This window comes from Comamonas sp., from assembly GCF_009360615.1.
Taxonomy (GTDB): domain Bacteria; phylum Pseudomonadota; class Gammaproteobacteria; order Burkholderiales; family Burkholderiaceae_C; genus Comamonas.
The window spans coordinates 37,103-60,931 of sequence record NZ_SPEY01000051.1 but is presented as its reverse complement, the minus strand read 5'-3'; the positions used below and the strand labels follow the sequence as shown (position 1 = coordinate 60,931).

Below are 23,829 nucleotides of genomic sequence, written 5' to 3'. Positions count from 1 at the left end.
TTTACCCTTGATTTTGCAATTAAATCGCTGTTTTTTGATTTTTATGTATACATTTCTTCCGTCTTCCAAGAACTAAATGCCCGCGAGACATGCCACCCTCCATTGCCACCGCTGCTGTAGCGGAAGAAAACCATTCCCAGGTCGTGAAGGCGCAGCTGCAGCTGCGCGAAATGATTCTTGCCGGCGAGATGGCGGCCGGAGAGCGCATCTCCGAGCTGGTGCTGGCCGAGCGTCTGGGCATTTCCCGCACCCCCATACGCGCAGCGCTGATGCGGCTTGAGCAGGAGGGCATGCTGGAAGCCACGGCTGGCGGGCGCGGCTACAAGGTGCGCGTGCTGTCCGAAGCCGATGTGTCGGACGCCATCGAGCTGCGCGGTACGCTGGAAGGGCTGGCCGCGCGCATGGCCGCCGAGCGCGGGGTGGATGAAGCCCTGCTGGCGCGAGCCGCACGCTGTCTCGATGCCATTGACCGTGTGCTGGATGCCCAGAACTGGGGGGACGAAGCGTTTTCCGCCTATGTAGCCCTGAACTCCGAATTTCACGACATCCTGCTGGAAATGTCGGGCAGCAGCTTCATGCAGCGTGAACTGGAACGGGTCAAGCGCCTGCCGTTCGCATCCCCCTCCGGCTTTGTGGTGGCCGACTCGGAGTCGCCGCGCGCCCTGCGCAGCCTGATCCTGGCGCAGGAGCAGCACCGCGAAGTGATTGACGCCATCGAGCATCGCGAAGGCGCGCGTGCCGAGGCGCTGATGAAAGAGCACTCGCGCATTGCGCGGCGCAATCTGCGCGAAGCCATGCGCTCGCCCGAGACCACGCGCGTGCCCGGTGCGCAACTGATCCGCGCCAGCCGCTGATGACCGGTACCCGGTGCAGCAGAAGGCGCCCGCACAAGACCGATGAAGACAAGGAGACAGCTACGATGAACAAGCAAGCACAGCCCACCTATCCCCGCAACACCTGGTATGTCGCTGCCACGGCGGCCGAAGTCACGGACAAGCCGCTGGGACGACAGATCTGTGGCGAGCGCATGGTTTTCTACCGCGCCCTGGAAGGCAGGATGGCCGCCGTCGAGGACTTCTGCCCGCATCGCGGCGCACCGCTGTCGCTGGGCCGCGTCTGCGAAGGCAAGCTGGTCTGCGGCTATCACGGGCTGGAGATGGGCTGCGACGGCAAGACGGTTGCCATGCCCGGCCAGCGCGTGCGCGGCTTTCCTGCGATCAAAAGCTATCCGGTGGAAGAGCGTTACGGCTTTGTCTGGGTCTGGCCGGGTGACAAGGATGCGGCCGATGCCGCGCTGATCCCGGATCTGCAATGGCATGACAACCCCGAGTGGGCCTATGACGGCGGTCTGTTCCACATCAAGGCCGACTATCGGCTGATGATCGACAACCTCATGGATCTGACCCACGAGACCTATGTGCATGCCAGCAGCATCGGTCAGGCCGAGATCGACGAGACGCCTTGCAAGACTGAAGTCCTGGGCGACAGCGAAGTGGTCACCAGCCGCTTCATGGAGAACATCGAGGCGCCTCCGTTCTGGAAGATGGCTCTGCGCAGCAACGGTCTGGCCGATGACGTGCCTGTGGACCGCTGGCAGGTCTGCCGCTTCACCCCTCCCAGCCATGTGCTGATCGAAGTCGGTGTGGCACATGCGGGCAAGGGCGGCTATGACGCAGCGGACGAGCACAAGGTCTACAGCATGGTGGTGGACTTCATCACGCCCGAGACCGACGGCAGCATGTGGTACTTCTGGGGCATGGCGCGCAAGTTCAATCCCGGCGATGCCTCGGTGACGGCAGCCATCAAGCAGGGCCAGCACAAGATCTTCAGCGAAGACCTGGAGATGCTGGAGCTGCAGCAGCGCAACCTGGAGGACTATCCACAGCGTCAGCTGCTCAAGCTCAATATCGATGCCGGCGGCGTGCAGTCGCGCAAGATCATTGAGCGCCTGATCGACGAGGAGAAAAACGAGTCGCGCGTTGCGGCGCTGGCTTGAGCGGCGGCAGGCGGGGCAGATCATGTCTGTAGATGGAGTAATCTTGCAGCTCCCCGAATCGGAGTCAGCGCTGTCCACCGGCAGCGCTGGCCTTGCTGAACTGCTGCATGGAATCGCCCACCCCACCCAACCCGCTTTCCCTGGATCTCTACGACCAGCCAGGTCATCTGATTCGACGCGCCCAGCAGATTGCCGCGCTGCTGTTTCGAGAAGTGCTCGGGCCCGAAGTGACACCGGTTCAGTACGCCATCCTGCGCATGCTGCAGGAGTCTCCTGGCATCGACCAGGTGACGCTGGCGCGTCTTGTCGCGCTGGACAACTCGACCACGGCGGATATCGCTGCGCGTCTGGAGAGCAAGGGCTGGATTCATCGAGAGCTGCTGCCAAGGCGTCAGCGTCGCCTGAGCCTGACCCGCGAAGGCGAGGCCATGCTGGCTGCATTCGTGCCCAATGTCTACGAGCTGCAGCAGCGCATGCTCTCGGCGCTGGAGCCCGAGGAGCAGGTGGAGTTCAAGCGTCTGCTGCGCAAGTTCGTGCAGTTGCACGACAGCACTGAAGCCGGCGAGCAAGCGGCGATCAACGGCTAACAGCCCGTTCTGGCGCGGTGGCTTCACTACGATCACGCCGGCCAGCGCCGGCGGTGAACCGGCACGACTAGGGAATTCACTTGTGCTGGATCAAGAGTTCATTCAGTAAACTGAATGTGATTCAGTATGCTGAATGAATGATAAAAAACAAGGAGACAACGATGGAACAGGATTTGCGCGCGCATCTGGACCAGCGGCCCATGACGACCTTCCAATGGTCGGTCATCGCGGTATGCATGGCCCTGAACATGATTGATGGCTTTGACGTGCTGGTGATGGCCTTCACGGCTTCGGCGGTGTCCGGGCACTGGAAGCTCAGCGGCTCGGAGCTGGGCTTTTTGCTCAGTGCCGGCCTCTTCGGCATGGCCGCAGGTTCGCTGCTGCTGGCGCCCCTGGCCGACAGGCTGGGGCGCCGTCCCCTGATCCTGCTGTGCCTGGCCGTGTCCGGGATCGGCATGCTGGGTTCGGCCTGGAGCCAGACGCCCGCGCAGCTTGCCGTGCTGCGCGTGATCACGGGCCTGGGCGTGGGCGGCATTCTGGCGTGCAGCAATGTGATTGCCAGCGAGTACGCCTCACTGCGCTGGCGCAGTCTGGCGGTCACGCTGCAATCGACCGGCTATGCTCTGGGCGCGACGATTGGCGGCAGTATCGCGGTCTGGCTGCTCGCGCACCATGGCTGGCGCTCCGTCTTCATGTTCGGCGGTTTTTCCACGCTGTCGGTGCTGGTGCTGGCCTGGTTTGCCCTTCCGGAGTCCCTGGACTTTCTGCTGGTCAAGCGGCCCGCCAATGCGCTGCAGCGTCTCAACGGACTGATCCGCAAGATGGGCCTGCCCGCCATGCACGCGCTGCCTCGGGCCGTGATTGGAGGCAGCGGTGCAGGCAAGCGCATGGGCCCGCTGCAACTGCTGTCTCCCCAGCTGCTGCGACCCACATTGCTGGTCTGGCTCTCCTTCTTCTCGGTGATGTTCGGCTTCTATTTCGTGATGAGCTGGACGCCCAAGCTGCTGGCAGCCTCGGGGCTGACGCCCGAGCAGGGCGTGACCGCAGGCGTGCTGCTGAGTCTGGGTGGCATTCTGGGCGCGACCTTGCTGGGCCTGCTGGCGGCGCGCTTTGCGATTCACCGTGCGCTGGCGGTCTTCATGGTGGTGACGGCAGTGCTGCTGTGCTCTCTGGTAGGAAGCTCCGGTGCCCTTTGGATGTCATATGCGCTGGCCTTCCTGATTGGCATGTTCGTGAATGCCTGCGTGGCGGGCCTCTATGCGATTGCGCCGGTGGTCTACGGCAGCGATGTGCGCGCCACCGGGGTGGGCTGGGGCATCGGGATCGGTCGCATCGGGGCGATTGTGTCGCCGCTGGTGGCTGGCGGCCTGCTGGATGCCGCCTGGTCGCCCGACCAGCTGTACCTGGGGTATGGCATGGCGTTTGTCCTGGCTGCCGTCATCGTGTCCATGCACCGCATTGCCGGCCCGCAGGCCGAGGGCGGCCGTGCTGCGCCCGAAACCGTGGCTAACGCTCATTGACCGGGAGGATGTCGATGAACCGGATTTCTGAACCCATGAGCGCAAGCGTGCCGGCTTTTCCGCTGGATCAATGGTATGTGGCAGGCTTTGCCTGGGAGCTGAAGGACCAGCCGGTGGCGCGTACCTTGCTGGGCCGGCCTGTGGTCCTGTTCCGCACGGAAGATGGTCGGGTCGCGGCCCTTGAGGATCGTTGCTGTCATCGCGAGTTGCCGCTGTCCTGTGGCACGGTGGAAGCGGCGGGGCTGCGCTGTGGCTACCATGGCCTGCTCTTCAGTCATGAGGGGCAGTGCCTCGAAATACCGGGCCAGGAACGGATTCCGGCCAAGGCCTGCGTGCAGTCCTTCGATCTGCGCGAACGCGACCAGATCCTCTGGATATGGATGGGGGCCACGCCGGACTCCGTGCCGGGCACGCAGCCGCCGGCCTATGCCGTGCACAGCGATCCGCAATATCGTTTTGGTGGTGGCGTGTACCACTACGACGCGCCTTATCAGCTGATTCATGACAACCTGCTGGATCTGAGCCATCTGGGCTATGTGCACCTCAAGACCATCGGCGGCAACGCCCGGGTTCACATGAACGCGGATCTCAAGGTCAGTCAGCACGGGGATTGCGTGAGGGTTGTGCGCTGGATGCCTGACTCCGATCCCCCGCCGACCTATGCACAGGCCTGGCCTTTCCGGGGACGCATCGACCGCTGGCAGGAGGTGGAGTTCCATCCCTCGCATGTGCGTATCTGGACCGGTGCCATGGATGCCGGCCAGGACAGACTGGACAACCCGGCGCGCGAAGGATTCCATATGCGCGGCTTTCACGGCGTGACGCCGGAGACGGAGACCAGCGCGCATTATTTCTGGACGATTGCGACCAATCCGCATCCGCAGATGCAGGACACCACGCAGCTGGTGATCGATCAGACGGCGGCCACTTTCGAGGAAGACAAGGTGGTCATCGAAGCCCAGTTCCGCAACCAGCAGCGGTTTGGTTCACGCGCCGTGGTGGATATCCACGTGGATGTGGGGCCCAACCGTGCGCGGCGCGTGATTGAGCGGTTGCGCCAGGCTGGCGCGCAAGCCTCGCAGGCGATGGCCTAGTGACGCACAAGCAAAAGAGAAGTACCCGAGATGAAGAGTGAAACCACGGTTGAGGTGCGCATTGCGCACAAGCAGGAGCAGGCAGCCGGTATCTGCAGCCTGGAATTGCGGGCCCTGGACGGCGGCAACCTTGCGCCGTTCAGTGCCGGCTCGCACATCGATGTGCACCTGCCTGGCGGGCTGGTGCGCCAGTATTCGCTGAGCAACGACCCGGCAGAGCTGGATCGCTATGTGATTGCCGTGCTGCGCGAGCCCGCCTCGCGCGGTGGCTCGGCGGCCGTGCATGAGCAGCTGCAGGCCGGCCAGCAGATCACCATCAGCCACCCGCGCAACCATTTCGAGCTGCATGCGCCGGCCCGCAAGCATTTGCTGCTGGCAGGCGGCATCGGCATCACGCCGATTCTGGCCATGGTCCGCCAACTGGCGCGTGACGGTGCGGATTTCGCCTTGCATTACTGTGGTCGCTCGCGTGAGCGTATGGCGTTCGTCCAGGCCATCGAGGCGGCGCATTGGGCCGACAAGGCGCAGATCCATGTGGATGACGCGAATGGAAAGTCATCGCTGGGACTGGGCGAGCTGCTGCAGCAAAGAGACCATGGTCAGCATCTGTATGTCTGCGGTCCCAAGGGATTCATGGACGCCGTGCTCGACACGGCGCGAGCGGCGGGCTGGCCTGCGGAGCAACTGCACTATGAATTCTTTGCTGCCGAAGTGGAGCACCGTGCCGACGACGAGAGCTTCGAGGTGGAAGTCGCCAGCACCGGCCAGGTGGTGCGCGTCACGCCGGCGCAAACCGTGGTGCAGGCGCTGGAGTCCATCGGCGTCTGCGTCCAGACCTCGTGCGAGCAGGGCGTCTGCGGCACCTGCCTGACGCGCGTCATCTCGGGTCAGCCCGATCACCGCGACATGTATCTGACCGAAGACGAGCAGGCGGCCAACGACCAGTTCCTGCCTTGCTGCTCGCGTGCCAGGTCCGGCCGTCTGGTGCTGGATCTGTGATGCAGGACGTGGGCAGGTTTTGACCATGCGCGGGCAGGGCTGGCGCAGCCTGCTCAAAATAGGCGTTTTCCATGAAAGCGCCGCGTTCCCGCCATGAAGCCTGCCCTGCTAGTTCTGAATCTCCAGGTCCCCGCCCATCTGCAGCAGATGGAGCAGACCTTTGCCGACTTTGATGTGATCTATGCGCCCGATGCCGATCAGGCCGAGGCCGCAATCGCCGCCCACGGCGCGCGCGTGAAATGCGTGTGCACGATTGGTGCGACGGGCCTGTCGGCCGCGCAGATGCAGCGCATGCCCGGGCTTTCGCTGGTCTGCGCCATGGGCGCGGGCTATGAGAACATCGATGTGGCCCATGCCAAGGCGCACGGGATTGCCGTCGGCAACGGCGTGGGCACCAACGACGACTGCGTGGCCGACCACGCCATGGGCCTGCTGATCGCCGCGGTGCGCGGCATCGTCAAGCTGGACAAGGCCACGCGCGCCGGCATCTGGCGCTCGGCCCTGCCGCTGCCGGCCAATGTCTCGGGCAAGCGCCTGGGCATCGTGGGACTGGGCCAGATCGGCGCCAAGATCGCCAGGCGCGCTGCCGCCTTCGACATGCCCGTCGGCTATCACAACCGCAAGCCGCGCGAGGGTGTCGACTACCGCTACTTTGACGATCTGCTGGCGCTGGCTACCTGGGCCGATGTGCTGCTGGTGGCCACGCCCGGTGGCACTGGCACCCGCCATCTGATCAATGCCGAGGTGCTCGAGGCGCTGGGCGAGAAAGGCGTGCTGGTGAATATCGCTCGCGGTTCGGTGGTCGATACCGCAGCGCTGGCCGAAGCCGTGCGCGCAGGCCGTCTGGCCGGTGCCGGGCTGGACGTCTACGAGAGCGAGCCGCTGCCACCGCAGGAACTGATGGCTCTGGACGCCGTGGTGCTGACGCCCCATGTGGGCGGCTGGTCGCCCGAGGCGGTGCAGAACTCGGTGGACCGCTTCATCGCCAATATGCGCTGCCATCTGGATGGCAAGCCCTTGGTCTCGCCCATCTGAGTGCTATTGAATTGAAAGCTTTTTGCGCTTGATGTTGTTGTATTTCAATACGATTTGGCATTGAAAATACCTTATACAAAGCGCTTGTAGCTTTGATATTCATAGCAAAAAATCCCCGCCACGGCAAGCCGTGCGGGGATTTTTACCATCTGCGGCGCCGTGCAGCTGGCGCAGCCCAAGGCGAGGGACACCGAGCAAGGGCCGCCCCGCAGCGAGGGTGTCGTCCCCCTCCCGAAGAGAGAGGGGGAAGCCGCGTAGCGGCTCAGGGGGAGTTTATTTCTGACTGGCTGCAATGGCCTTTTCGGCCTTGTCGACCAGCGGTGCGCCGATCTGGCTCTTCCACTTGTCGAACACGGGGCGCGTGGCCTTGACAAAGGCTTCGCGCTCGGCAGCGTTAGGCGTGGTCACGGTCACGCCCAGGCCGGCCAGGTCCTTGAGCAGAGGCTTGTCTGCTTCGACCAGACCCTTGCGAGCGATGGCGATTTCCTCCTTGGCGGCATCCAGCGCGGCTTGCTTGACGATGGCCTGGTCAGCCGGTGTCCAGCTGTTCCAGATGTCCTTGTTCACCACAAAGATCAGCGGATCGTTCATATATCCCCACATGGTCAGATGCTTCTGGCCCACGGACTGCAGCTTGGCCGCCATGTACACGCCAATAGGGTTCTCCTGGCCGTCCACGGCGCCGCTGGCCATGGCGGGCTGGGCATCGGCCCAGCTCATCTGCGTGGGGTTGGCGCCCAGGGCCGTGAAGGTGTCCAGGAACAGGGGCGAGCCCACGACTCGGATCTTCATGCCCCTGAGGTCGGCAGGTGTCTTGATGGCGTGCTTGGAGTTGGAGATTTCGCGGTAGCCGTTCTCACCCCAGGCCAGAGGCACCACGCCGCTCTTTTCCAGGGTCTTGAAGATTTCCTGGCCCACTTCGCCCTGGGTCACGGCATCCACGGCCTTGAAGTTGGGGAAGAGGAAGGGCATGGAGAACAGGTTCAGCGACTTGACCTGGGGCGACCAGTTGATGGTCGAGCCCACGGCCATGTCGATCACGCCCTGGCGCAGCGCGGAGAACTCGCGGGTCTGGTCGCCTTGCACCAGCGAGGTGCCGGGGTAGAGCTTGATGTTGATGCGGCCCTGGGTGCGCTCGCGCACCTTGTCGGCCCACAGCTCGCCGCCCTTGCCCCAGGGGAAGGCCGTGCCCAGCACCAGGGACATGCGGTATTCGCTCTTGTACTTGGCCTGGGCCATGGCCAGGGGCGAAGCAAAAGCCAGAGCGGCGGCTGTCGCCACGGCGGATGCGAGGAAGGTACGAAGTTTCATTTGGTTTGTCTCCCTTTCAGAAACGAAAAAATGCTTTGCTTGTTAGATGCATTGCACATGGAAAATGCATGACCCATCTCCGCGGACACCGCGCAAGGACCGAAGCTGGCCGCGCCAGCAGCGCTGGTGTCGTCCCTTTCCCGCGCAGCGAAACAGAGGGGCGTGGCGGGGCCGCCCAGGCATAGCCGCTCCGGGAATCAATAGCCAAGTCTTGCCGGCAGCCAGAGCGCGAGCTGCGGGAAGGCAATGACCAGAATCATCACCGCGAACATGGACAGCAGCATCCAGCCCACCCAGCGCACGGTGGACTCCATGCGCACGCCGGCGATGCGGCAACTGACCATCAGATTCACGGCCAGTGGCGGCGTGAACTGGCCCAGCGCCACCTTGAGCGTCAGGATCACGCCAAACCAGACGGGATCCCAGTGGTAGTGATTCATGATGGGCAGCAGCAGCGGCACAAAGATCAGGAAGATCGAGATGCCGTCGAGGAACATGCCGACGGTGATCAGCAGCAGGATCAGCAGCCCCAGAACGCCGTATTCGCCGAGACCGGAATTCACGATGGCATTGGCCACAGGATCGATCACACCCAGGGTGGACAGCGAGAAGGCGAAAATGCCGGCCAACGACACCACCAGAAGGATCACGGCGGACAGCTCGCCCGCTTCGCGCAGGATCGGGAAGAGGTCGCGCACGCCGATGGTGCGGTGAATCGCCATGCCGACGAACAGCCCGTAGAACACGGCAACCACGGCGGCTTCGGTGGGCGTGAACCAGCCCATGCGCATGCCCCCCAGGATCAGCACCGGAGCAGCCAGGCCCCAGGAGGCCTCGCGCAGGCTCCTCCAGAACGGCGGTCGGGGCATGGAGGCTTCGAGCGCACCCATCTTGTGCTTGCGCGACATCCACACGGCTGGAATGATGAGCGCAATGCCGGCGAGTACGCCGGGAACCATGCCGGCCGCGAAAAGGGCCGGCACCGAAGCGCCGGGCACCAGCACCGAGTAGATGATGAAAGCCACCGAAGGCGGAATCAGGATGTCCGTCGCTGCGGCCGCTCCGACCACGCTGGCGGAGAAGCTCTTGGGATAGCCCGCGCGGCTCATGGCGGCAATCATCACGCCGCCCACGGCCGCCGCATTGGCCGGCCCGGACCCCGAGATGCCGCCCAGGAACATGGCCACGGCAATCGCCACCAGCGGCAGCATGCCCGGGCCTCGGCCCACGATGGCCACGGCAAAGTTCACCAGCCGCAGCGCAACGCCCGAGCGATCGAAGATGGAGCCCACGAGCACGAACATGGGAATCGCCAGCAGCGGATATTTGCCCAGTCCGGCGTAGAAGTTCTGCGGCACGGCCAGCAGGCCGAACCACTGCGTATCGGCATTGGCCAGGGCAATCGCGGCCGCCCCGGCCAGGCCGAGGGCCGCGCCGATGGGCACGCCGATGAACATCAGGCCCAGAAAGGCCACGAACAGCAAGGTGGCGATCATGCGATCTCCTTGCTGTGGTCTTTTTCCACGGGCTCGTCAGGGAAGGCGCCGGGCTTGCCCTGGCGGATGAACAGGCCGATGGCGCGCAGCGTGATCAGGGCGGAGACCACGGGCAGCCAGATCGAATACCACCACTGGGGCAGGCCGATGCCGGGCGAGGTCTCCTCGAAGCGGAAGTCGTCCCAGACCACGCGCACGCTGAGCACGGCAATGATGGCAAACAGCAGCGCCACCATCAGCGAGCCGAACCGTGCCAGAGCCTTGCGGCGATTGGCGGATCCGCTGTCCGAGAAAAACTCGATGCGGATATGCTGATTGCGGGCCACAGCGGCGGAACCTGCGACCAGGGCCAGCAAAATCATCAGAAATACGGAGATTTCCTCGGTCCAGGCAAAAGAAGAATTGGTGAAGTAGCGCACCAGCACATTGGCAAACGTGATCAGGGCCAGGGCGGCCATGATGATCACGGTCAGCCAGTCTTCAATGCGCAGGGAGCGAGGCTCGTCCGGGCGCGAGCCGGCATCGGCGGCACCATCGGTCTCGGGAGGAGTGGAGGACATGAACGCGGAAAGTCAGAAAAACACACAGGGGTCAGGGCAGCTCGCCAGAATGGCGTGATCCGCGCGCACTCGATGAAAATGCCCTTATGTTCATGACTTACGCAAAACGGGTTCAGGCAAGACGATTGCCTCGGGAGGCTGGCCGTTGTTGCATTCTTGTTTGCGCAAGTCCTTATGTTGTTCCTTGACCTTCGCGGCGTTGTGCGCCGGGACGGCTTGGAGCGAGTCGACACACCGGATAGATGTGAGCAAATATTATCAAGGTATCTATGTCGCATGGCTTACGTCGGGCAGCAGGCATTACCCTAGGGTCTGAAGAGTAGGGCGGGCTTGGCGCCGAGTCCGTGCGGTGTCCCGTTTAGCCGCCAACAAGGATGACCTCCGTTGCACAGCTTTGGTGCGGGGCAGCGGATAATGACAGTCTATGGAAACCAAATGGCTTGAAGATTTTGTCAGCCTTGCTGAAACCCGCAGTTTCAGCCGCTCGGCCCAGCTGCGCCACGTCACGCAGCCTGCGTTCTCGCGCCGCATCCAGGCGCTGGAGGCCTGGGCGGGCACGGATCTGGTCGACAGAAGCTCGTACCCGACGCGACTGACGCCAGCAGGCAAGACCATGTACGAGCAGGCGCTGGAGATTCTGCAGTCCCTGCAGAGCACCCGCACCATGCTGCGCGCCCACGTCAGTGCAGGCAAGGGCATGGTGGGCTTCGCTGTGCCGCATACGCTGGCGTTCACGTTTTTCCCGAACTGGGTGTCGGCCGTGCACGAGAAGTTCGGACCCTTCCGCAGCCGTTTGTTCGCCCTCAATGTGCACGATGCGGTGATGCGCCTCGTGGAGGGTGGCTGCGATCTGCTGATTGCCTACTACCACTCTTCCCAGCCATTCCAGCTGGACCCTTCGCGCTATGAAATGGTGAGCCTCGGGCATGAGGTTCTGGCTCCCTACTCCAAGCCGGACGAGAACGGAAACCCCATCTTTGTCCTGCCCGGGCGCCAGGGCCAGCCGCTGCCCTACCTGGGTTACGCCGCTGGCGCCTATCTGGGCCGCGTGACGGAGCTCATCCTCAAGGAGGCGGCCGAGGCCGTGCACCTGGAGCGTGTCTATGAAACCGACATGGCCGAGGGCCTCAAGGCCATGGCGCTTGAGGGCCATGGCGTGGCCTTTCTACCCTACAGCGCAGTACGTGGCGAATTGGAGTCCGGCCGGCTGGTGCGCGCCGTGCCCGAGGGGGTGACCGGTTTTCAGATGGACATGGAAGTGCGTGCCTATCGGGAAAAACCCACAGGCGATGCCCCCCAGGGGGGTGCCGCCGCGCTCTGGAACTTCCTCAAGGAGCAGGGCGAGATTGCCGGTGGCGAGGTCAAGGCTGTGTAACCTGATCGAGTGTTGCTTTTCTTCCAAAAGGGCCAACTGGCCCTTTTTTTGCTTGTATGCCCATCGGGTCGTGATTTCCGGCATTTTCCTGGTGAAAACCCTAATGTTATGCATCGGGTTAATACTGAATATGCAAGTTGTGCATAAGGATTTTTGCCATCGGCATTGGCTTGTGAAATCACGAAAGCATTAGAGTTCGCAGCTTGCACAAAAAGAGGTGCTGCTTTGCAACACAAGATTGAGGCGGTGAGTAGGTGGTTGCCTTCCTGAATTCCCTACGGGAAAAGTCTTAGAAATGATTGCAATTCAGCCATCTTCATGACTGCACAATGTGTGCAGTACATTTGTTAACGCAACCTGTCCACCCTCACAAAGGGCGATGCGTTAAGGAGTGGCAAGCGTTTTTGGTCCTTACCAATAGGAGATCCGTATGAAGAAGCATTTGTTGGCCATCGCCGTAACCGCACTGGCAACTGGCACCGTGTTTGCACAGGCCAATGACACCCTGGCCAAGATCAAGTCCACCGGCAGCGTCACTCTGGGCGTGCGTGAGTCGTCCGGCCTGGGCTATACGCTGGGCAATGGCAAATATGTGGGCTTCCATACCGAAATGGGTGAGCGCATCCTCAAGGACATCCAGAAGCAACTGGGCCTGACAGCGCTGGAAGTGAAGTACCAGCCCGTGACTTCGCAAAACCGTATTCCTCTGGTGCAGAACGGCACCGTGGACATCGAGTGCGGCTCCACCACCAACAACACGGCTCGTCAGAAGGACGCAGCCTTCGCCTTCACCACCTATGTGGAAGAAGTGCGTATCGCCACCCGTGCCAACTCTGGCATCACCGGCATCAAGGACCTGAACGGCAAGACCATCGTGACCACGACGGGAACGACTTCCGTTCAGACCCTGCGCAAGAACAAGCGCGCCGATGGCCTGACCTTCAAGGAAGTGATGGGCAAGGACCACGCCGACAGCTTCCTGATGCTGGAAACCGGGCGTGCCGACGCTTTCATCATGGACGGTTCGATCCTGGCCGCCAATATCTCCAAGTCCAAGGCTCCCAACGACTACAAGATCGTGGGTGAAGTGCTGTCGGTGGAACCCATCGCCTGCATGATGCGCAAGGACGATCCCGCCTTCAAGAAGGCAGTGGATGACTCCATCGTGCGTCAGATCAAGGATGGTTCGCTGACCAAGCTGTACGACAAGTGGTTCCTGCAGCCGATTCCCCCCAACAACGTGAAGGTGGGCCTGCCACTTTCGGCGGCCACCAAGGATGCGTGGGCTCACCCCAACGACAAGCCCATGGAAGCTTACGAAGTCAAGTAATTCCGCCCTATAGGTGTACCGCCCCTTCTGCCAAGCGGTTAGAAGGGGCTTTTTTGTTGCGAGGGCCGGTGTGAGCGTTTGCCCTCATAAACCAAGAATGAAAGAGGTGCTCGTATGAGTTGGGATTGGCAGGTGTTCTGTCAGGACACCATTACCCAAGAGGTCGGGCAGAGTTGTTTTGGCAAGAACGGCGACATCACCTATCTGGACTGGATGATGTCGGCGTGGGGCTGGACCGTGTCGGTGGCTTTGCTGTCGCTGATCATTGCTCTGGTGTTGGGCTCAGTCATCGGTACCTTGCGTACCTTGCCCGACCGTCCGTGGATCGTGCGCCTGGGCAATGCCTGGGTGGAGCTGTTCCGCAATATTCCCTTGCTGGTCCAGGTGTTCATCTGGTACCACGTGGTTCCGGCCATCTTCCCGGCCATGAAGTCCCTGCCGGGCTTTGTGCTGGTGGTGTTCGCTATCGGTTTCTTCACGTCGGCGCGTATTGCCGAGCAGGTGCGCTCCGGTATCCAGGCCTTGCCACGTGGTCAGCGCTATGCCGGCATGGCCGTGGGTTTCACGACCTTTCAGACCTATCGCTATGTGCTGCTGCCGATGGCTTTTCGAATCATCATTCCGCCGCTGACCAGCGAGGCCATGAACGTGTTCAAGAACTCGTCCGTGGCATTTGCCGTGTCCGTGGCCGAATTGACCATGTTTGCCATGCAGGCCCAGGAAGAGACCGCCCGTGGCGTCGAAATTTATATGGCTGTGACAGGTCTGTATGTGATTTCTGCCTTCATCATCAACCGCATCATGGCCTTCATCGAGAAGCGTTCTCGCGTTCCCGGCCTGATTGCAGCCAGCGGTGGAGGCCACTGATATGAATCTCAACCTCGACTGGTCGTTTTTCTCGTGGGATCTGTTCAGCAACTTTGTGCTGAAGGGACTGTACTTCAGCGTGTCTCTGACCGTGATCGCCACGCTGGGCGGCATCTTCTTCGGCACCTTGCTGGCGCTGATGCGCCTGTCGGGCAAGAAGTGGCTGGATCTGCCTGCCACCATCTATGTCAACGGCATGCGCTCCATCCCGCTGGTGATGGTGATCCTGTGGTTCTTCCTGCTGATGCCGATGCTGATCGGCAGACCCATCGGCGCGGAGACCTCGGCCATCATCACCTTCGTGGCCTTCGAAGCCGCATATTTCTCCGAGATCATGCGTGCCGGCATCCAGTCCATTCCTCGTGGACAGGTGTTCGCCGGCCAGGCGCTGGGCATGACCTACGGTCAGAACATGCGTCTGGTGGTGCTGCCCCAGGCCTTCCGCAACATGCTGCCCGTGCTGCTGACCCAGACCATCATCCTGTTTCAGGACACGTCGCTGGTCTATGCGATCGGTGCCTACGACATGCTCAAGGGCTTCGAAATTGCCGGCAAGAACTTCGGCCGACCCATCGAATCCTATCTGGCGGCTGCCGTGACCTATTTTGTGATCTGCTTTGCACTGTCTTGGTTCGTCAAGCGTCTGCACAAGAAGATCGCCATCATCCGTTAAGCCGGCTCCCTTTGAGGAATTGCAATGATTGAACTCAAGAACGTTTCCAAGTGGTACGGCAGCTTTCAGGTGCTGTCCGATTGCTCCACCAATATCAACAAGGGCGAGGTGGTGGTGGTGTGCGGCCCTTCGGGCTCTGGCAAGTCCACGCTGATCAAGACCATCAATGCGCTGGAGCCCTTCCAGAAGGGCGAGATCTTTGTGGACGGCACGGCCGTGCACGACCCCAAGACCGATCTGCCCAAGCTGCGCAGCCGCGTGGGCATGGTGTTCCAGCACTTTGAGCTGTTCCCCCATCTGTCGGTGACGGAGAACCTGACCATCGCGCAGATGAAGGTGCTGGGCCGCAGCGCGGCCGATGCCAAGACCCGTGGCCTCAAGATGCTGGACCGCGTGGGCCTGACCGCTCACAAGGACAAGTTCCCCGGTCAGCTCTCCGGCGGCCAGCAGCAGCGCGTGGCCATTGCGCGCGCGCTGTCGATGGATCCCATCGTCATGCTGTTCGATGAACCCACTTCGGCGCTGGACCCTGAGATGGTGGGCGAGGTGCTGGATGTGATGATGGGCCTGGCCAACGAAGGCATGACCATGATGTGCGTGACCCATGAAATGGGTTTTGCACGCAAGGTTGCCAGCCGTGTGATCTTCATGGATGTGGGTGGCAAGATTCTGGAAGACTGCAGCAAGGAGGAATTCTTCGGCCACCCCGAAAACCGCCAGCCGCGTACCAAGGAATTTCTCAACAAGATCCTGCAGCACTGATGCGGCAAGGCCATCCGAAAAAGGCGCTCGTGGGAGCGCCTTTTTTCATGGCTTCGCGCGGGGTCCGTTGCTCAGCATTGCAGCACGCCGCGCGGCTCGCGCATCAGCGTGCTCTGGCCAAAAAGACTTCGCACCAGATCCACCACCAGTTCTGCCGTCTGGTTGCGCAGATCCAGTGCCGGATTCAGCTCCACGATGTCCAGCGATGCAAGGCGGCCGGTGTCGGCGATCATTTCCATGCACAACTGGGCCTCGCGGTAGGTGGGGCCGCCGCGTACCGGTGTGCCCGTGCCGGGGGCAATATCGGGATCCAGGAAGTCCACGTCGAAACTCAGATGCAGATGGATGTCCCTGTCGTTGCGTCCCAGCAGGCTGACCAGCGCACGGCGCATCACTTCACGCATGCCCAGCTCGTCGATGGCGCGCATGTCGTAGACCTCCAGCCCCAGCTCTCGGATCATGTGCTTCTCGCTCTCGTCCACGCTGCGCAGGCCGATCTGGCAGAACGATGAGGCGGGCAGGGCGGGCGTCGCTCCGGACAGCGCAGCCAGCTCCACAGGCCCCAGCCCGCAGAGGCTCGACACCGGCATGCCGTGCAGGTTGCCCGTGGGTGAACTTTCAGGGGTGTTGCAATCCGAATGGGCATCGAGCCAGAGCACGCGCAACTGCTTGCCCGTGGCGCGGCAATGACGGGCCACGGCGCTGATGGAGCCTGTGGCCAGCGTGTGGTCGCCGCCCAGCACGATGGGCAGCCGGTTTTGCTGCAGCACCTTCAATACCGCGTCGTGTGCGATTTGGTTCCAGCGCAGGCATTCGGCTAGGTTGCGCAGGCCCTGGGCATCGCGCGCGCCACGCGGATTGCCGGGGCCCGCCAGATTTCCCAGATCGCTGACCTGCACGCCCAGTCGCTCAAGCGCCGGACCGAGCTGAGCCACGCGCAGGGCATCGGGTCCCATGGCGGCGCCCAGGCGCGAGGCTCCGACATCGGTGGGCAGGCCGATCAGTGTGGACGAGTTGTGTGTCATGGGACGCTCCGATTCAGGCGGTTCTACGCGCTGCAAGATTGATGACCTGAGGACCCGAAGCCTGCCTGACCATGGCAAACAGATCCTTGGGGTCGGCGAGTTCGGGGACCAGCTCGATCTGCGACAGCAGGCCCGCTTCACCAGCCAGGCGGTACATGGTGCGCAGCGCCGAGTAGTCCTCCAGCGCGAAGCCCACGGAGTCGAAGAGGGTGATCTGGGCAGCCGAAGTCCGGCCTGGCGCCTGCTTCTGCAGCACGCGCCAGAGCTCGGTCACGGCAAAGTCGGCCGGCATTTGCTGCAGCTCGCCCTCGGTGCGTGTCTGCGGCTCGTATTCGACGAAGACCTGCGCGCGCTGCAGGGCGCTGGCATCGAACTCGGTCTTGCCGGGGCAATCGCCACCCACGGCATTGATATGCATGCCCGGCTCCAGCCAATGCCCGGGGATGATGGTGGCGCGGGTCTTGTCGGCGGTGGCCGTGGTCACGATGTCGGTGCCGGCCACGGCATCGCGCACGCCGGTGCAGATGATGGCCGTAGCGCAAAAGTCGGGCAGGAACGGCTGCAGGTTTCGCAGCAGCTTTTGCGAGGCCGCCACGTCGATGTCGAACAGTCGCAGCTCGCGCACGCCCAGCAGCTCCATGAAGGCCAGCGCCTGGAATTCGCTTTGCGAGCCATTGCCGATCAGCGCCATGCTGCGGTTGCCGGCGCGCGCCAGATGGCGCGCGGCCATGGCGGACGTGGCGGCAGTGCGCAAAGCCGTGGTCAGCGTCAGTTCGCTGACAAAGCGCGGCATGCCGGTGGCGACATCGGCCAGTGCGCCGAACGCCATCACGGTGGGCAGGCCCAGGCGCGGATTGTGCGGGTGACCATTGACGTATTTGAAGGCGTAGTCCCGCGCATCGGCCACCGGCATCAGCTCGATCACACCGCTGGCGGAATGGGCGGCGGTGCGCGCGCTTTTGTCGAAGTCCTGCCAGCGGCCGAAGTCCGCTTCCAGGGCTTCGCAGACCAGACGCAGCACCTGGGGAATGCCGATGCGCGCGACCAGCCGGGCCGCATCGCTGGCGCTGAGAAAGTCGGTCCGCAATGGGGTGCCGGGCAAGGCTTGAGGAATCGACATAAGACATCCTCCTTGGCTTCATTCTTGAGGATTTCTGTGCCGAACGCCAGAGAAAAGCCAGACGGGTGAAGCCTGGGCCGTGCCCGGACCCATTCCGGTCCGCATGCGCACGCTGCTGGCTGCAGGACTGTCGTCAGCGAAGATGGGACAATATCGGCCATGACTCAGCAGACCATCACGATTACCCGCCCCGATGACTGGCACTTGCATGTGCGCGATGGCGATGCCATGCGCTGTGTGGTGCCGCACACTGCCCGCCAGATGGGCCGTGCCATCATCATGCCCAACCTCAAGCCCCCGGTCACCACGGCGGAGATGGCAGCGGACTACCGCGCCCGCATTCTGTCGGCGGTGCCCGCAGGCAGCCGGTTCCAGCCGCTGATGACGCTGTATCTGACGGACAACCTGGGCCCCGACGAAATCGTGCGCGCCAAGGCGGCTGGCGTGGTGGCCTGCAAGCTCTATCCCGCAGGTGCCACGACCAATTCCGACCATGGCGTGACCGATCTGCGCAAGATCTACCCGACGCTGCAAGCCATGCAGCGCGAAGGCTTGGTCCTGCTGGTACACGGTGAAGTGACCGATCAGAGCATCGACCTGTTCGACCGCGAAGCGGTGTTCATCGAGCAGCAGCTCAAGCCTCTGCGCCAGGATTTCCCCGAGCTCAAGATCGTCATGGAGCATGTGACGACCAAGGAAGCCGCCGAGTACGTGGCCGCCGCCGACGATTTCCTGGCGGCCACCATCACGCCCCAGCATCTGCTGTTCAACCGCAATGCCATCTTCCTGGGCGGCGTGCGACCGCACTTCTATTGCCTGCCGGTCCTCAAGCGCGAAACCCATCGCCTGGCACTGGTGCAGGCCGCCACCAGCGGCAGCAGCAAATTCTTCCTGGGCACGGACAGCGCTCCCCATGCCGCGCACCTGAAGGAAGCCGCGACCGGCTGCGCCGGCTGCTACAGCGCTCACGCCGCCATCGAGATGTATGCGGAGGTGTTTGACGGCGTTGGCGCCCTGGACAAGCTGGAAGCCTTTGCCTCCTTCAACGGCGCCGATTTCTACGGCCTGCCACGCAACACCGACACCATCACCCTGGTCAAGGAAAGCTGGACACCTCCCGTGAGCTTTGAATACGGCGAAGGTGCGCAGCTCAAGCCTCTGCGCTTTGGCGAAGCCTTGCCCTGGAAGATGCTGGATTAAAAACAGTAGCTGTAAGCGCCTGTGTTCACTTGAATCAAAGGTGTTTTCGGTCTGAAATCAAGAAAGGAGTTGCGCAAGCTGCTCCTTTTTTAATTTGGCTTTACGCAAGGCCTCGGTTAGGCTTGGCCAAACAGCGCTCAGGAGATTGCATGCCCAACGATGTCCAGCCCAGGATTGCCTTGCTGATCGATGCGGACAACGCGCCCGCGGAGATGATTGACGAGATATTGACCGAGCTGTCCACCTTCGGCCTGATCAATATCCGCCGTGCCTATGGCAACTGGACCAAGGCCGGTCTGCATGGCTGGCAGAGCAAGCTGCTCGAATATGCCGTGCGGCCCATGCAGCAGTTCGATTACTCCAAGGGCAAGAACGCGACCGACATGGCCATGACGGTGGATGCCATGGAGCTGCTCTATACCGAAAAGCCCGATGCCTTCGGCATCGTCTCCTCGGATGCCGACTTCACCCCGCTGGTCATGCATTTGCGCGCCAAGGGCGCTGCCGTCTATGGATTCGGGGCGGAGCAGACGCCCAAGGCTTTCGTCAACGCCTGTTCGCGCTTTCTGTATTTCGATGCGCTCAAGGAGCTGGGCGACGGCATTGTCAGTCGCAGCGAGCGCCGTGAGGCTCTGGAGGCTGACGCCCTGACGCGCGCAGCGACCGCAGCCAGCCCTGCGCTGGGGCCGAATCCCAGTACCGGCAATGGCCGGGTGGCTGGCGGCACCGGTGTGGCCGCACCGGCCTGCACCACGCTGCGCGTGCCCTCGCATTTGCTCAAGGAAGACAGGCAGCTCATTGCCATGCTGCGCGATGCCGTCAAGGCCACCCAGGACGAGGCCGGCTGGGCGCGTGTGGCGGCGGTGGGTACGCATATCGGCAACAAGCTGTCCTTCGATGCGCGCAACTATGGCTATGCATCGCTGACCAAGCTCATGGCCGCGACCCAGGCGTTCGAGCTGCGTGACGAAGGTACGGCCCGCGTGGCGGTGCGCGATCTGCGCGGACTCCGGGAGGAGGCAGCTTGAGGCAGCCCACGGCCATGGCGTCCTGGGATTGGGCCATCGACTGGCAGGCCCCCTGGCTGGCCCCGCTGCAAGCATTGGGTCGCCAGGTGCATGAGCAGGTGCTGGGCGGTGCCGGCGTGGCCCGGGCCTTGCAGGAGGTCGCTGCCGCCCACGGACTGCTGCCGGGCTGGCAGTTTGTCGATCAGCTGCAACTGCCTGCCGGTGAGGCCTATGAGGCCTTTATCCACAGCCGGCGCTGCATTCCCACACGCGACAACCTGCATGACTTCTTCAACGGCCTGGTCTGGCTGCACTGGCCGCTACTGAAGCAGCGGCTCAACGCGCTGCAGGCAGCCGAGATAGCGCGCCAGGGCGTGGGAGCGCAGCGCGGGCGCCTGCGCGACTCGATCACGGTGCTGGACGAAAACGGCGGCCTGCTGCTGGCGCCTCAGGCTCTGTGCGATGCGCTGCGCGACAAGCGCTGGCAGGAGCTGTTCGTGGGCCGGCGGGCGCTGTGGGAGCAGGCGCGTTTCCTGCCCATAGGCCATGCCCTGCTGGAAAAGCTGGTCCAGCCGCGCAAGGCCATCACGGCGCATGTGATCTGTGTACCGACGCAGCAGGCGCCGCGCCTGGCATCGCCGGCCGAGGCCGATGGCTGGTTGTGCGAACAGCTGCGCACACAGTCTTGTAATCTGGCCGACAAGCCCTATCTACCAATTCCCATATTGGGAATCCCGGACTGGTGCCTGCAAAACCAGAACTTTTCCTTCTATGATGACTCTCTAGTTTTCCGAGCCCCACGTACCGCACAAACAACACAACAACGGGTACGGCCAGAAAGAGAACTGGCTTGATGCGCATTCGCCCTGCACAGGCGGTGCCTCAAGGGTTCTGGTCATTTTGTCCCCTGTGTGGAGTACACCCTCGATGAAACGTATTGCCTTATTTCTACTGACCAATATCGCCGTGGTGGCGGTATTGGGCATCGTCGCCAGCTTGCTGGGCGTCAACCGCTACCTCACTGCCAACGGCCTCAACCTGGGCGCCCTGCTGGGCTTTGCCTTCATCATGGGTTTTGGCGGTGCCATCATCTCGCTGCTGATCTCCAAGCCCATGGCCAAGTGGACATCGGGCGTGCAGGTCATCAACGAGCCGCGCAATGCCGACGAGGCCTGGATCGTCAACACCGTGCGCGGCTTTGCCGAGAAGGCCGGCATCGGCATGCCCGAAGTCGGCATCTATGAGGGCGAGCCCAACGCCTTTGCGACCGGCGCCTTCAAGAACTCGGCCCTGGTGGCGGTGTCCACCGGTCTGCTCGAAGGCATGACGCGTGAAGAGGTCGAGGCCGTGATCGGTCACGAAGTGGCCCACATCGCCAATGGCGACATGGTGACCATGACGCTGATCCAGGGCGTGATGAATACCTTTGTGGTCTTCCTCTCGCGGGTGATCGGCTATGCGGTCGATTCCTTTCTGCGTCGCAACGACGAGCAAAGCACGGGACCCGGCATCGGCTACATGATCACCACCGTGGTGCTGGATATCCTGCTGGGCTTTGTGGCCGCCATCATCGTGGCCTGGTTCTCGCGCCAGCGCGAGTTCCGTGCCGACGCGGGGGCCGCCCAGCTCATGGGTCGCAAGCAGCCCATGATGAATGCGCTGGCCCGTCTGGGCGGCATGCATCCGGGCGAGCTGCCAAAAAGCGTGGCAGCCATGGGCATTACAGGCGGCATCGGCCAGCTGTTCTCGACCCATCCCCCCATCGAACAACGCATTGCTGCACTGCAAAATGCCCGTTGATCCCACGGATCTGTAAACGGCAGTAGCCGGTCTTTACCGCTGCTTCACAAGCCCCTGTCAACAACCGGCAGGGGCTTTTGCGTTGTAAGAACACCTACATGTCCCCGGACTTTCAGGAGTTGTGATGTTCTTCATCTCTCAAACCATGACCCGCCGCCTGCTGCCGGCCCTGCTGCTGGGCGGCTCGGCTGCCCTGCTTGCGGGCTGTGTGGTGGCTCCGGCCTATCCGGCTTATGGAGCCGAGGTGGTCGCGGGCGACGTCTATGCACCCATGGCCCCGCCTCCCTTGATCAACGAGGTGATTCCGGTGGCGCCCTCGCCGGCCTATGTCTGGATCGGCGGCTCCTGGGGCTGGGGCGGCGGACGCTACAACTGGCGTCCCGGTCGCTGGGCCATGCCGCCACGTCCCGGTTACGGCTGGCATGAAGGGGGCTGGAACCATGGCCCGGGTGGCTGGCATCATGGCGGTGGCCATTGGGGACCGCGCCGCTGAGGGCGTCCGCTAGGTGACAAGAGAGGGCACAAGCCCGCTAGGCGGGCCATGCCGGCATCGCTAGAGTCGGATGCAGGAGGTTTGCCGTGAATCCTGCTCTTGTCACCCGCCGCGAAGGCGCTGTTCTCGTTCTCTCCAACAACAACCAGGCCGCGCGCAATGCGCTGTCGCCCGAGTATTACCACGCGGTCATGGAAGCGCTGCGTGCGGCGTCCACCGATGCCTCGGTGGCCGCCGTGATCCTCACGGGCGAGGGCGGTCATTTCTGCGCTGGCGGCGATCTGAACCAGCTGGCAACGCGGCGGGAGATGCCGCCGGCCGAACGCCGCCTCAGGCTCGAGGATCTCAACCACCTGATGCGTGCCATACGCGACTGCCCCAAGCCCGTGATCGCGGCGGTAGAGGGCGCTGCTGCGGGGGCAGGCCTGTCTCTGGCCATGGCTTGCGACATGCTGGTGGCGGCAAGGTCGGCGGTTTTCTCGGTGGCCTATGTGAAGGTCGGCCTCACCCCCGATGGCGGCGCGACCTCGTTTCTGGCCGAGTTCTTGTCCCGTCAGTTGCTGACCGAGCTCTGCCTGACGGGTGAGCGCATCAGCGGCGAGCGCATGCATGCGTATGGCTGCATCAACCGTTTGACGGAGCCGGGCCAGGCCTTGGCCCAAGCGCTGGAGCTGGCGCGGCAACTGGCCCTGGGGCCGGAGGTGGCGACTGCGCGTATCAAGGCACTGTGCCGGGTGGCTCACAGCCACAGCCTGGAGCAGCAGCTGGCGCTGGAGGCTGACTACATGGTCGAGGCCCAGGGCAGCGAGGAGTCCCGCGAAGGCATTGCGGCCTTTCTGGAAAAGCGTGCGCCCGACTTTGCCAGGCTGCGCGGAGCCTGATGGAGCGCTCCCAGCGGCCTAGCGAACCGTGTAGTTGAGCTGGAACATCACGCCGGCATTGCCCAGCACATTGATCTGGGCTCCCCAGTTCCGGTTGAAGTCATAGCCCACGGCCGGAATGGCCGTGATGCCCCAGCCATGCCGGTTGTTGAACGGGATCTTCTTGTTGTACGGAAACTTGTAGCCGTGAATGATGCCGCCCGTGACCTTGAAGAAAAGGCCTGGCACGCTGTCAAACGGCCTGAAGCGCCAGCCGTAGTAGGCGTACTGGCTGGGCTGACCGAATGAATTCCTGAAATAGGCAAAGCCTGCGATATGGCGTTCGTCCAGCTCCTTCTCGGCCTGGATCAGCCAGACATAGGCATGCTTTTGTTCGTCAGGCTCGAAATCGTTTTCCTTTTTGGCATCGGAGAAATGCCAGTCCAGGGGGGCGTAGCCAAACATCCAGCCCGACAGCGCAGAGGGCTTGTCGGCGGCAGTGTCTGCCGCAGCAGCTAAATCACTGGTTTGAGCGCTGGCACTGGCGGCAGCCAGCCAGCAGGCCAGTCCCAGGGTGACAGAGGCAGGTGCGAGTCGCAGAGGTTTCATGGTGACGCTTGGCGTGCGATGAAGTCCCCAGCGTACCGATGCCAAGCCTGGCGCAATGTCAGTCAGCGTCCAAAAACTTGTAAGAGCCATGACTTCCGGTGTGCTCGCGC

At 62.7% G+C, this 23,829-nt stretch carries 24 protein-coding genes; 18 read left to right on the top strand and 6 right to left on the bottom strand.

Going from position 1 to position 23,829, the window contains the following annotated elements; genetic code table 11:
* Window positions 1-89 precede the first annotated feature (89 nt).
* The 7 genes from E2583_RS14815 (at window position 90) to E2583_RS14785 (ending at window position 7,231) form a co-directional block, all read left to right on the top strand.
* Window positions 90-854 carry a GntR family transcriptional regulator gene (locus E2583_RS14815; protein ID WP_291596972.1) on the top strand — a complete coding sequence of 255 codons (765 nt, stop codon included), beginning with the start codon at window positions 90-92 and terminating at the stop codon, window positions 852-854.
* Window positions 855-919: 65 nt separating this feature from the next.
* Window positions 920-1,996 (top strand): aromatic ring-hydroxylating dioxygenase subunit alpha, encoded by a 1,077-nt coding sequence (locus E2583_RS14810; protein WP_291596970.1) that lies wholly within the window; start codon window positions 920-922, stop codon window positions 1,994-1,996.
* Between the two features lie 107 nt (window positions 1,997-2,103).
* A complete protein-coding gene (locus E2583_RS14805; RefSeq protein ID WP_291596968.1) occupies window positions 2,104-2,583 on the top strand; it encodes a MarR family transcriptional regulator in 480 nt (159 codons plus the stop codon).
* A 161-nt stretch (window positions 2,584-2,744) separates the two neighbouring features.
* Complete coding sequence (locus E2583_RS14800) at window positions 2,745-4,103, top strand: MFS transporter (protein WP_291596965.1); 1,359 nt, start codon at window positions 2,745-2,747, stop codon at window positions 4,101-4,103.
* A 14-nt stretch (window positions 4,104-4,117) separates the two neighbouring features.
* Window positions 4,118-5,197, top strand: a complete 1,080-nt coding sequence (locus tag E2583_RS14795) for a Rieske 2Fe-2S domain-containing protein (RefSeq protein WP_291596963.1) — start codon at window positions 4,118-4,120, stop codon at window positions 5,195-5,197.
* A gap of 30 nt (window positions 5,198-5,227) precedes the next feature.
* Window positions 5,228-6,196 carry a PDR/VanB family oxidoreductase gene (locus E2583_RS14790; RefSeq protein ID WP_291596961.1) on the top strand — a complete coding sequence of 323 codons (969 nt, stop codon included), beginning with the start codon at window positions 5,228-5,230 and terminating at the stop codon, window positions 6,194-6,196.
* A gap of 93 nt (window positions 6,197-6,289) precedes the next feature.
* The gene (locus E2583_RS14785) at window positions 6,290-7,231 is read left to right on the top strand and encodes a 2-hydroxyacid dehydrogenase (RefSeq protein WP_291596959.1); all 942 of its coding nucleotides are present in this window, start codon (window positions 6,290-6,292) and stop codon (window positions 7,229-7,231) included.
* 273 nt (window positions 7,232-7,504) lie between these two features.
* Here E2583_RS14785 and E2583_RS14780 read toward each other — a convergent pair whose 3' ends face one another.
* From E2583_RS14780 to E2583_RS14770, 3 genes are all read right to left on the bottom strand, one after another.
* The gene (locus E2583_RS14780; RefSeq protein WP_291596957.1) at window positions 7,505-8,542 is read right to left on the bottom strand and encodes a DctP family TRAP transporter solute-binding subunit; all 1,038 of its coding nucleotides are present in this window, start codon (window positions 8,540-8,542) and stop codon (window positions 7,505-7,507) included.
* Window positions 8,543-8,739: 197 nt separating this feature from the next.
* Window positions 8,740-10,038 (bottom strand): TRAP transporter large permease, encoded by a 1,299-nt coding sequence (locus tag E2583_RS14775; RefSeq protein ID WP_291596956.1) that lies wholly within the window; start codon window positions 10,036-10,038, stop codon window positions 8,740-8,742.
* Window positions 10,035-10,598, bottom strand: a complete 564-nt coding sequence (locus E2583_RS14770) for a TRAP transporter small permease (protein WP_291596955.1) — start codon at window positions 10,596-10,598, stop codon at window positions 10,035-10,037. Before E2583_RS14770 ends, E2583_RS14775 begins: the two co-directional genes overlap by 4 nt.
* Window positions 10,599-11,022: 424 nt before the next feature.
* Here E2583_RS14770 and E2583_RS14765 point away from each other — a divergent pair, with 424 nt between their 5' ends.
* From E2583_RS14765 to E2583_RS14745, 5 genes are all read left to right on the top strand, one after another.
* Window positions 11,023-11,973 carry a LysR family transcriptional regulator gene (locus tag E2583_RS14765; RefSeq protein WP_291596954.1) on the top strand — a complete coding sequence of 317 codons (951 nt, stop codon included), beginning with the start codon at window positions 11,023-11,025 and terminating at the stop codon, window positions 11,971-11,973.
* 430 nt (window positions 11,974-12,403) lie between these two features.
* Window positions 12,404-13,303: a transporter substrate-binding domain-containing protein gene (locus tag E2583_RS14760; RefSeq protein ID WP_291596952.1), complete on the top strand. Its 900-nt coding sequence runs from the start codon at window positions 12,404-12,406 to the stop codon at window positions 13,301-13,303.
* A gap of 114 nt (window positions 13,304-13,417) precedes the next feature.
* On the top strand, window positions 13,418-14,170 hold the full coding sequence (locus E2583_RS14755) for an amino acid ABC transporter permease (RefSeq protein ID WP_291596950.1): 753 nt from the start codon (window positions 13,418-13,420) through the stop codon (window positions 14,168-14,170).
* A 1-nt stretch (window position 14,171) separates the two neighbouring features.
* Window positions 14,172-14,843, top strand: a complete 672-nt coding sequence (locus E2583_RS14750) for an amino acid ABC transporter permease (RefSeq protein WP_280040338.1) — start codon at window positions 14,172-14,174, stop codon at window positions 14,841-14,843.
* Window positions 14,844-14,867: 24 nt separating this feature from the next.
* Window positions 14,868-15,605, top strand: a complete 738-nt coding sequence (locus tag E2583_RS14745; protein WP_003051120.1) for an amino acid ABC transporter ATP-binding protein — start codon at window positions 14,868-14,870, stop codon at window positions 15,603-15,605.
* A 71-nt stretch (window positions 15,606-15,676) separates the two neighbouring features.
* Here E2583_RS14745 and rocF read toward each other — a convergent pair whose 3' ends face one another.
* Together rocF and E2583_RS14735 are read right to left on the bottom strand one after the other, a co-directional pair.
* Window positions 15,677-16,630, bottom strand: coding sequence for an arginase (gene rocF / locus E2583_RS14740; protein ID WP_291596946.1), 954 nt, complete (start codon window positions 16,628-16,630; stop codon window positions 15,677-15,679).
* A gap of 13 nt (window positions 16,631-16,643) precedes the next feature.
* Entirely contained in the window at window positions 16,644-17,750 is a 1,107-nt protein-coding gene (locus tag E2583_RS14735) for an ornithine cyclodeaminase (RefSeq protein ID WP_291596944.1), read from the bottom strand.
* Window positions 17,751-17,900: 150 nt separating this feature from the next.
* On the opposite strand from E2583_RS14735, the gene pyrC reads away from it, so the two are divergent.
* From pyrC to E2583_RS14705, 6 genes are all read left to right on the top strand, one after another.
* Window positions 17,901-18,950, top strand: coding sequence for a dihydroorotase (pyrC, locus tag E2583_RS14730; protein WP_291597071.1), 1,050 nt, complete (start codon window positions 17,901-17,903; stop codon window positions 18,948-18,950).
* A 149-nt stretch (window positions 18,951-19,099) separates the two neighbouring features.
* Window positions 19,100-19,978 carry an NYN domain-containing protein gene (locus E2583_RS14725; RefSeq protein WP_291596942.1) on the top strand — a complete coding sequence of 293 codons (879 nt, stop codon included), beginning with the start codon at window positions 19,100-19,102 and terminating at the stop codon, window positions 19,976-19,978.
* 14 nt (window positions 19,979-19,992) lie between these two features.
* Window positions 19,993-20,811: a DUF3025 domain-containing protein gene (locus E2583_RS14720; protein WP_291597069.1), complete on the top strand. Its 819-nt coding sequence runs from the start codon at window positions 19,993-19,995 to the stop codon at window positions 20,809-20,811.
* 73 nt (window positions 20,812-20,884) lie between these two features.
* Entirely contained in the window at window positions 20,885-21,757 is an 873-nt protein-coding gene (gene htpX, locus E2583_RS14715) for a protease HtpX (RefSeq protein ID WP_291596940.1), read from the top strand.
* 124 nt (window positions 21,758-21,881) lie between these two features.
* Window positions 21,882-22,250: a hypothetical protein gene (locus E2583_RS14710; RefSeq protein ID WP_291596938.1), complete on the top strand. Its 369-nt coding sequence runs from the start codon at window positions 21,882-21,884 to the stop codon at window positions 22,248-22,250.
* An 86-nt stretch (window positions 22,251-22,336) separates the two neighbouring features.
* Window positions 22,337-23,131: an oxepin-CoA hydrolase, alternative type gene (locus tag E2583_RS14705; protein ID WP_291596936.1), complete on the top strand. Its 795-nt coding sequence runs from the start codon at window positions 22,337-22,339 to the stop codon at window positions 23,129-23,131.
* Window positions 23,132-23,149: 18 nt separating this feature from the next.
* Here E2583_RS14705 and E2583_RS14700 read toward each other — a convergent pair whose 3' ends face one another.
* Window positions 23,150-23,719: a hypothetical protein gene (locus E2583_RS14700; protein ID WP_291596935.1), complete on the bottom strand. Its 570-nt coding sequence runs from the start codon at window positions 23,717-23,719 to the stop codon at window positions 23,150-23,152.
* Window positions 23,720-23,829: the final 110 nt, after the last annotated feature.

Coding starts and splice junctions, on each gene's coding strand:
- E2583_RS14815 (WP_291596972.1), top strand. CDS start 90: ATGCCACCCTCCATTGCCACCGCTGCTGTAGCGGAAGAAAACCATTCC.
- E2583_RS14745 (WP_003051120.1), top strand. CDS start 14,868: ATGATTGAACTCAAGAACGTTTCCAAGTGGTACGGCAGCTTTCAGGTG.
- E2583_RS14770 (WP_291596955.1), bottom strand. CDS start 10,598: ATGTCCTCCACTCCTCCCGAGACCGATGGTGCCGCCGATGCCGGCTCG.
- E2583_RS14795 (WP_291596963.1), top strand. CDS start 4,118: ATGAACCGGATTTCTGAACCCATGAGCGCAAGCGTGCCGGCTTTTCCG.
- E2583_RS14755 (WP_291596950.1), top strand. CDS start 13,418: ATGAGTTGGGATTGGCAGGTGTTCTGTCAGGACACCATTACCCAAGAG.
- E2583_RS14785 (WP_291596959.1), top strand. CDS start 6,290: ATGAAGCCTGCCCTGCTAGTTCTGAATCTCCAGGTCCCCGCCCATCTG.
- E2583_RS14765 (WP_291596954.1), top strand. CDS start 11,023: ATGGAAACCAAATGGCTTGAAGATTTTGTCAGCCTTGCTGAAACCCGC.
- E2583_RS14700 (WP_291596935.1), bottom strand. CDS start 23,719: ATGAAACCTCTGCGACTCGCACCTGCCTCTGTCACCCTGGGACTGGCC.
- E2583_RS14750 (WP_280040338.1), top strand. CDS start 14,172: ATGAATCTCAACCTCGACTGGTCGTTTTTCTCGTGGGATCTGTTCAGC.
- E2583_RS14810 (WP_291596970.1), top strand. CDS start 920: ATGAACAAGCAAGCACAGCCCACCTATCCCCGCAACACCTGGTATGTC.
- E2583_RS14720 (WP_291597069.1), top strand. CDS start 19,993: ATGGCGTCCTGGGATTGGGCCATCGACTGGCAGGCCCCCTGGCTGGCC.
- rocF (WP_291596946.1), bottom strand. CDS start 16,630: ATGACACACAACTCGTCCACACTGATCGGCCTGCCCACCGATGTCGGA.
- htpX (WP_291596940.1), top strand. CDS start 20,885: ATGAAACGTATTGCCTTATTTCTACTGACCAATATCGCCGTGGTGGCG.
- E2583_RS14735 (WP_291596944.1), bottom strand. CDS start 17,750: ATGTCGATTCCTCAAGCCTTGCCCGGCACCCCATTGCGGACCGACTTT.
- E2583_RS14805 (WP_291596968.1), top strand. CDS start 2,104: ATGGAATCGCCCACCCCACCCAACCCGCTTTCCCTGGATCTCTACGAC.
- E2583_RS14800 (WP_291596965.1), top strand. CDS start 2,745: ATGGAACAGGATTTGCGCGCGCATCTGGACCAGCGGCCCATGACGACC.
- E2583_RS14790 (WP_291596961.1), top strand. CDS start 5,228: ATGAAGAGTGAAACCACGGTTGAGGTGCGCATTGCGCACAAGCAGGAG.
- E2583_RS14760 (WP_291596952.1), top strand. CDS start 12,404: ATGAAGAAGCATTTGTTGGCCATCGCCGTAACCGCACTGGCAACTGGC.
- E2583_RS14710 (WP_291596938.1), top strand. CDS start 21,882: ATGTTCTTCATCTCTCAAACCATGACCCGCCGCCTGCTGCCGGCCCTG.
- E2583_RS14780 (WP_291596957.1), bottom strand. CDS start 8,542: ATGAAACTTCGTACCTTCCTCGCATCCGCCGTGGCGACAGCCGCCGCT.
- E2583_RS14775 (WP_291596956.1), bottom strand. CDS start 10,038: ATGATCGCCACCTTGCTGTTCGTGGCCTTTCTGGGCCTGATGTTCATC.
- E2583_RS14725 (WP_291596942.1), top strand. CDS start 19,100: ATGCCCAACGATGTCCAGCCCAGGATTGCCTTGCTGATCGATGCGGAC.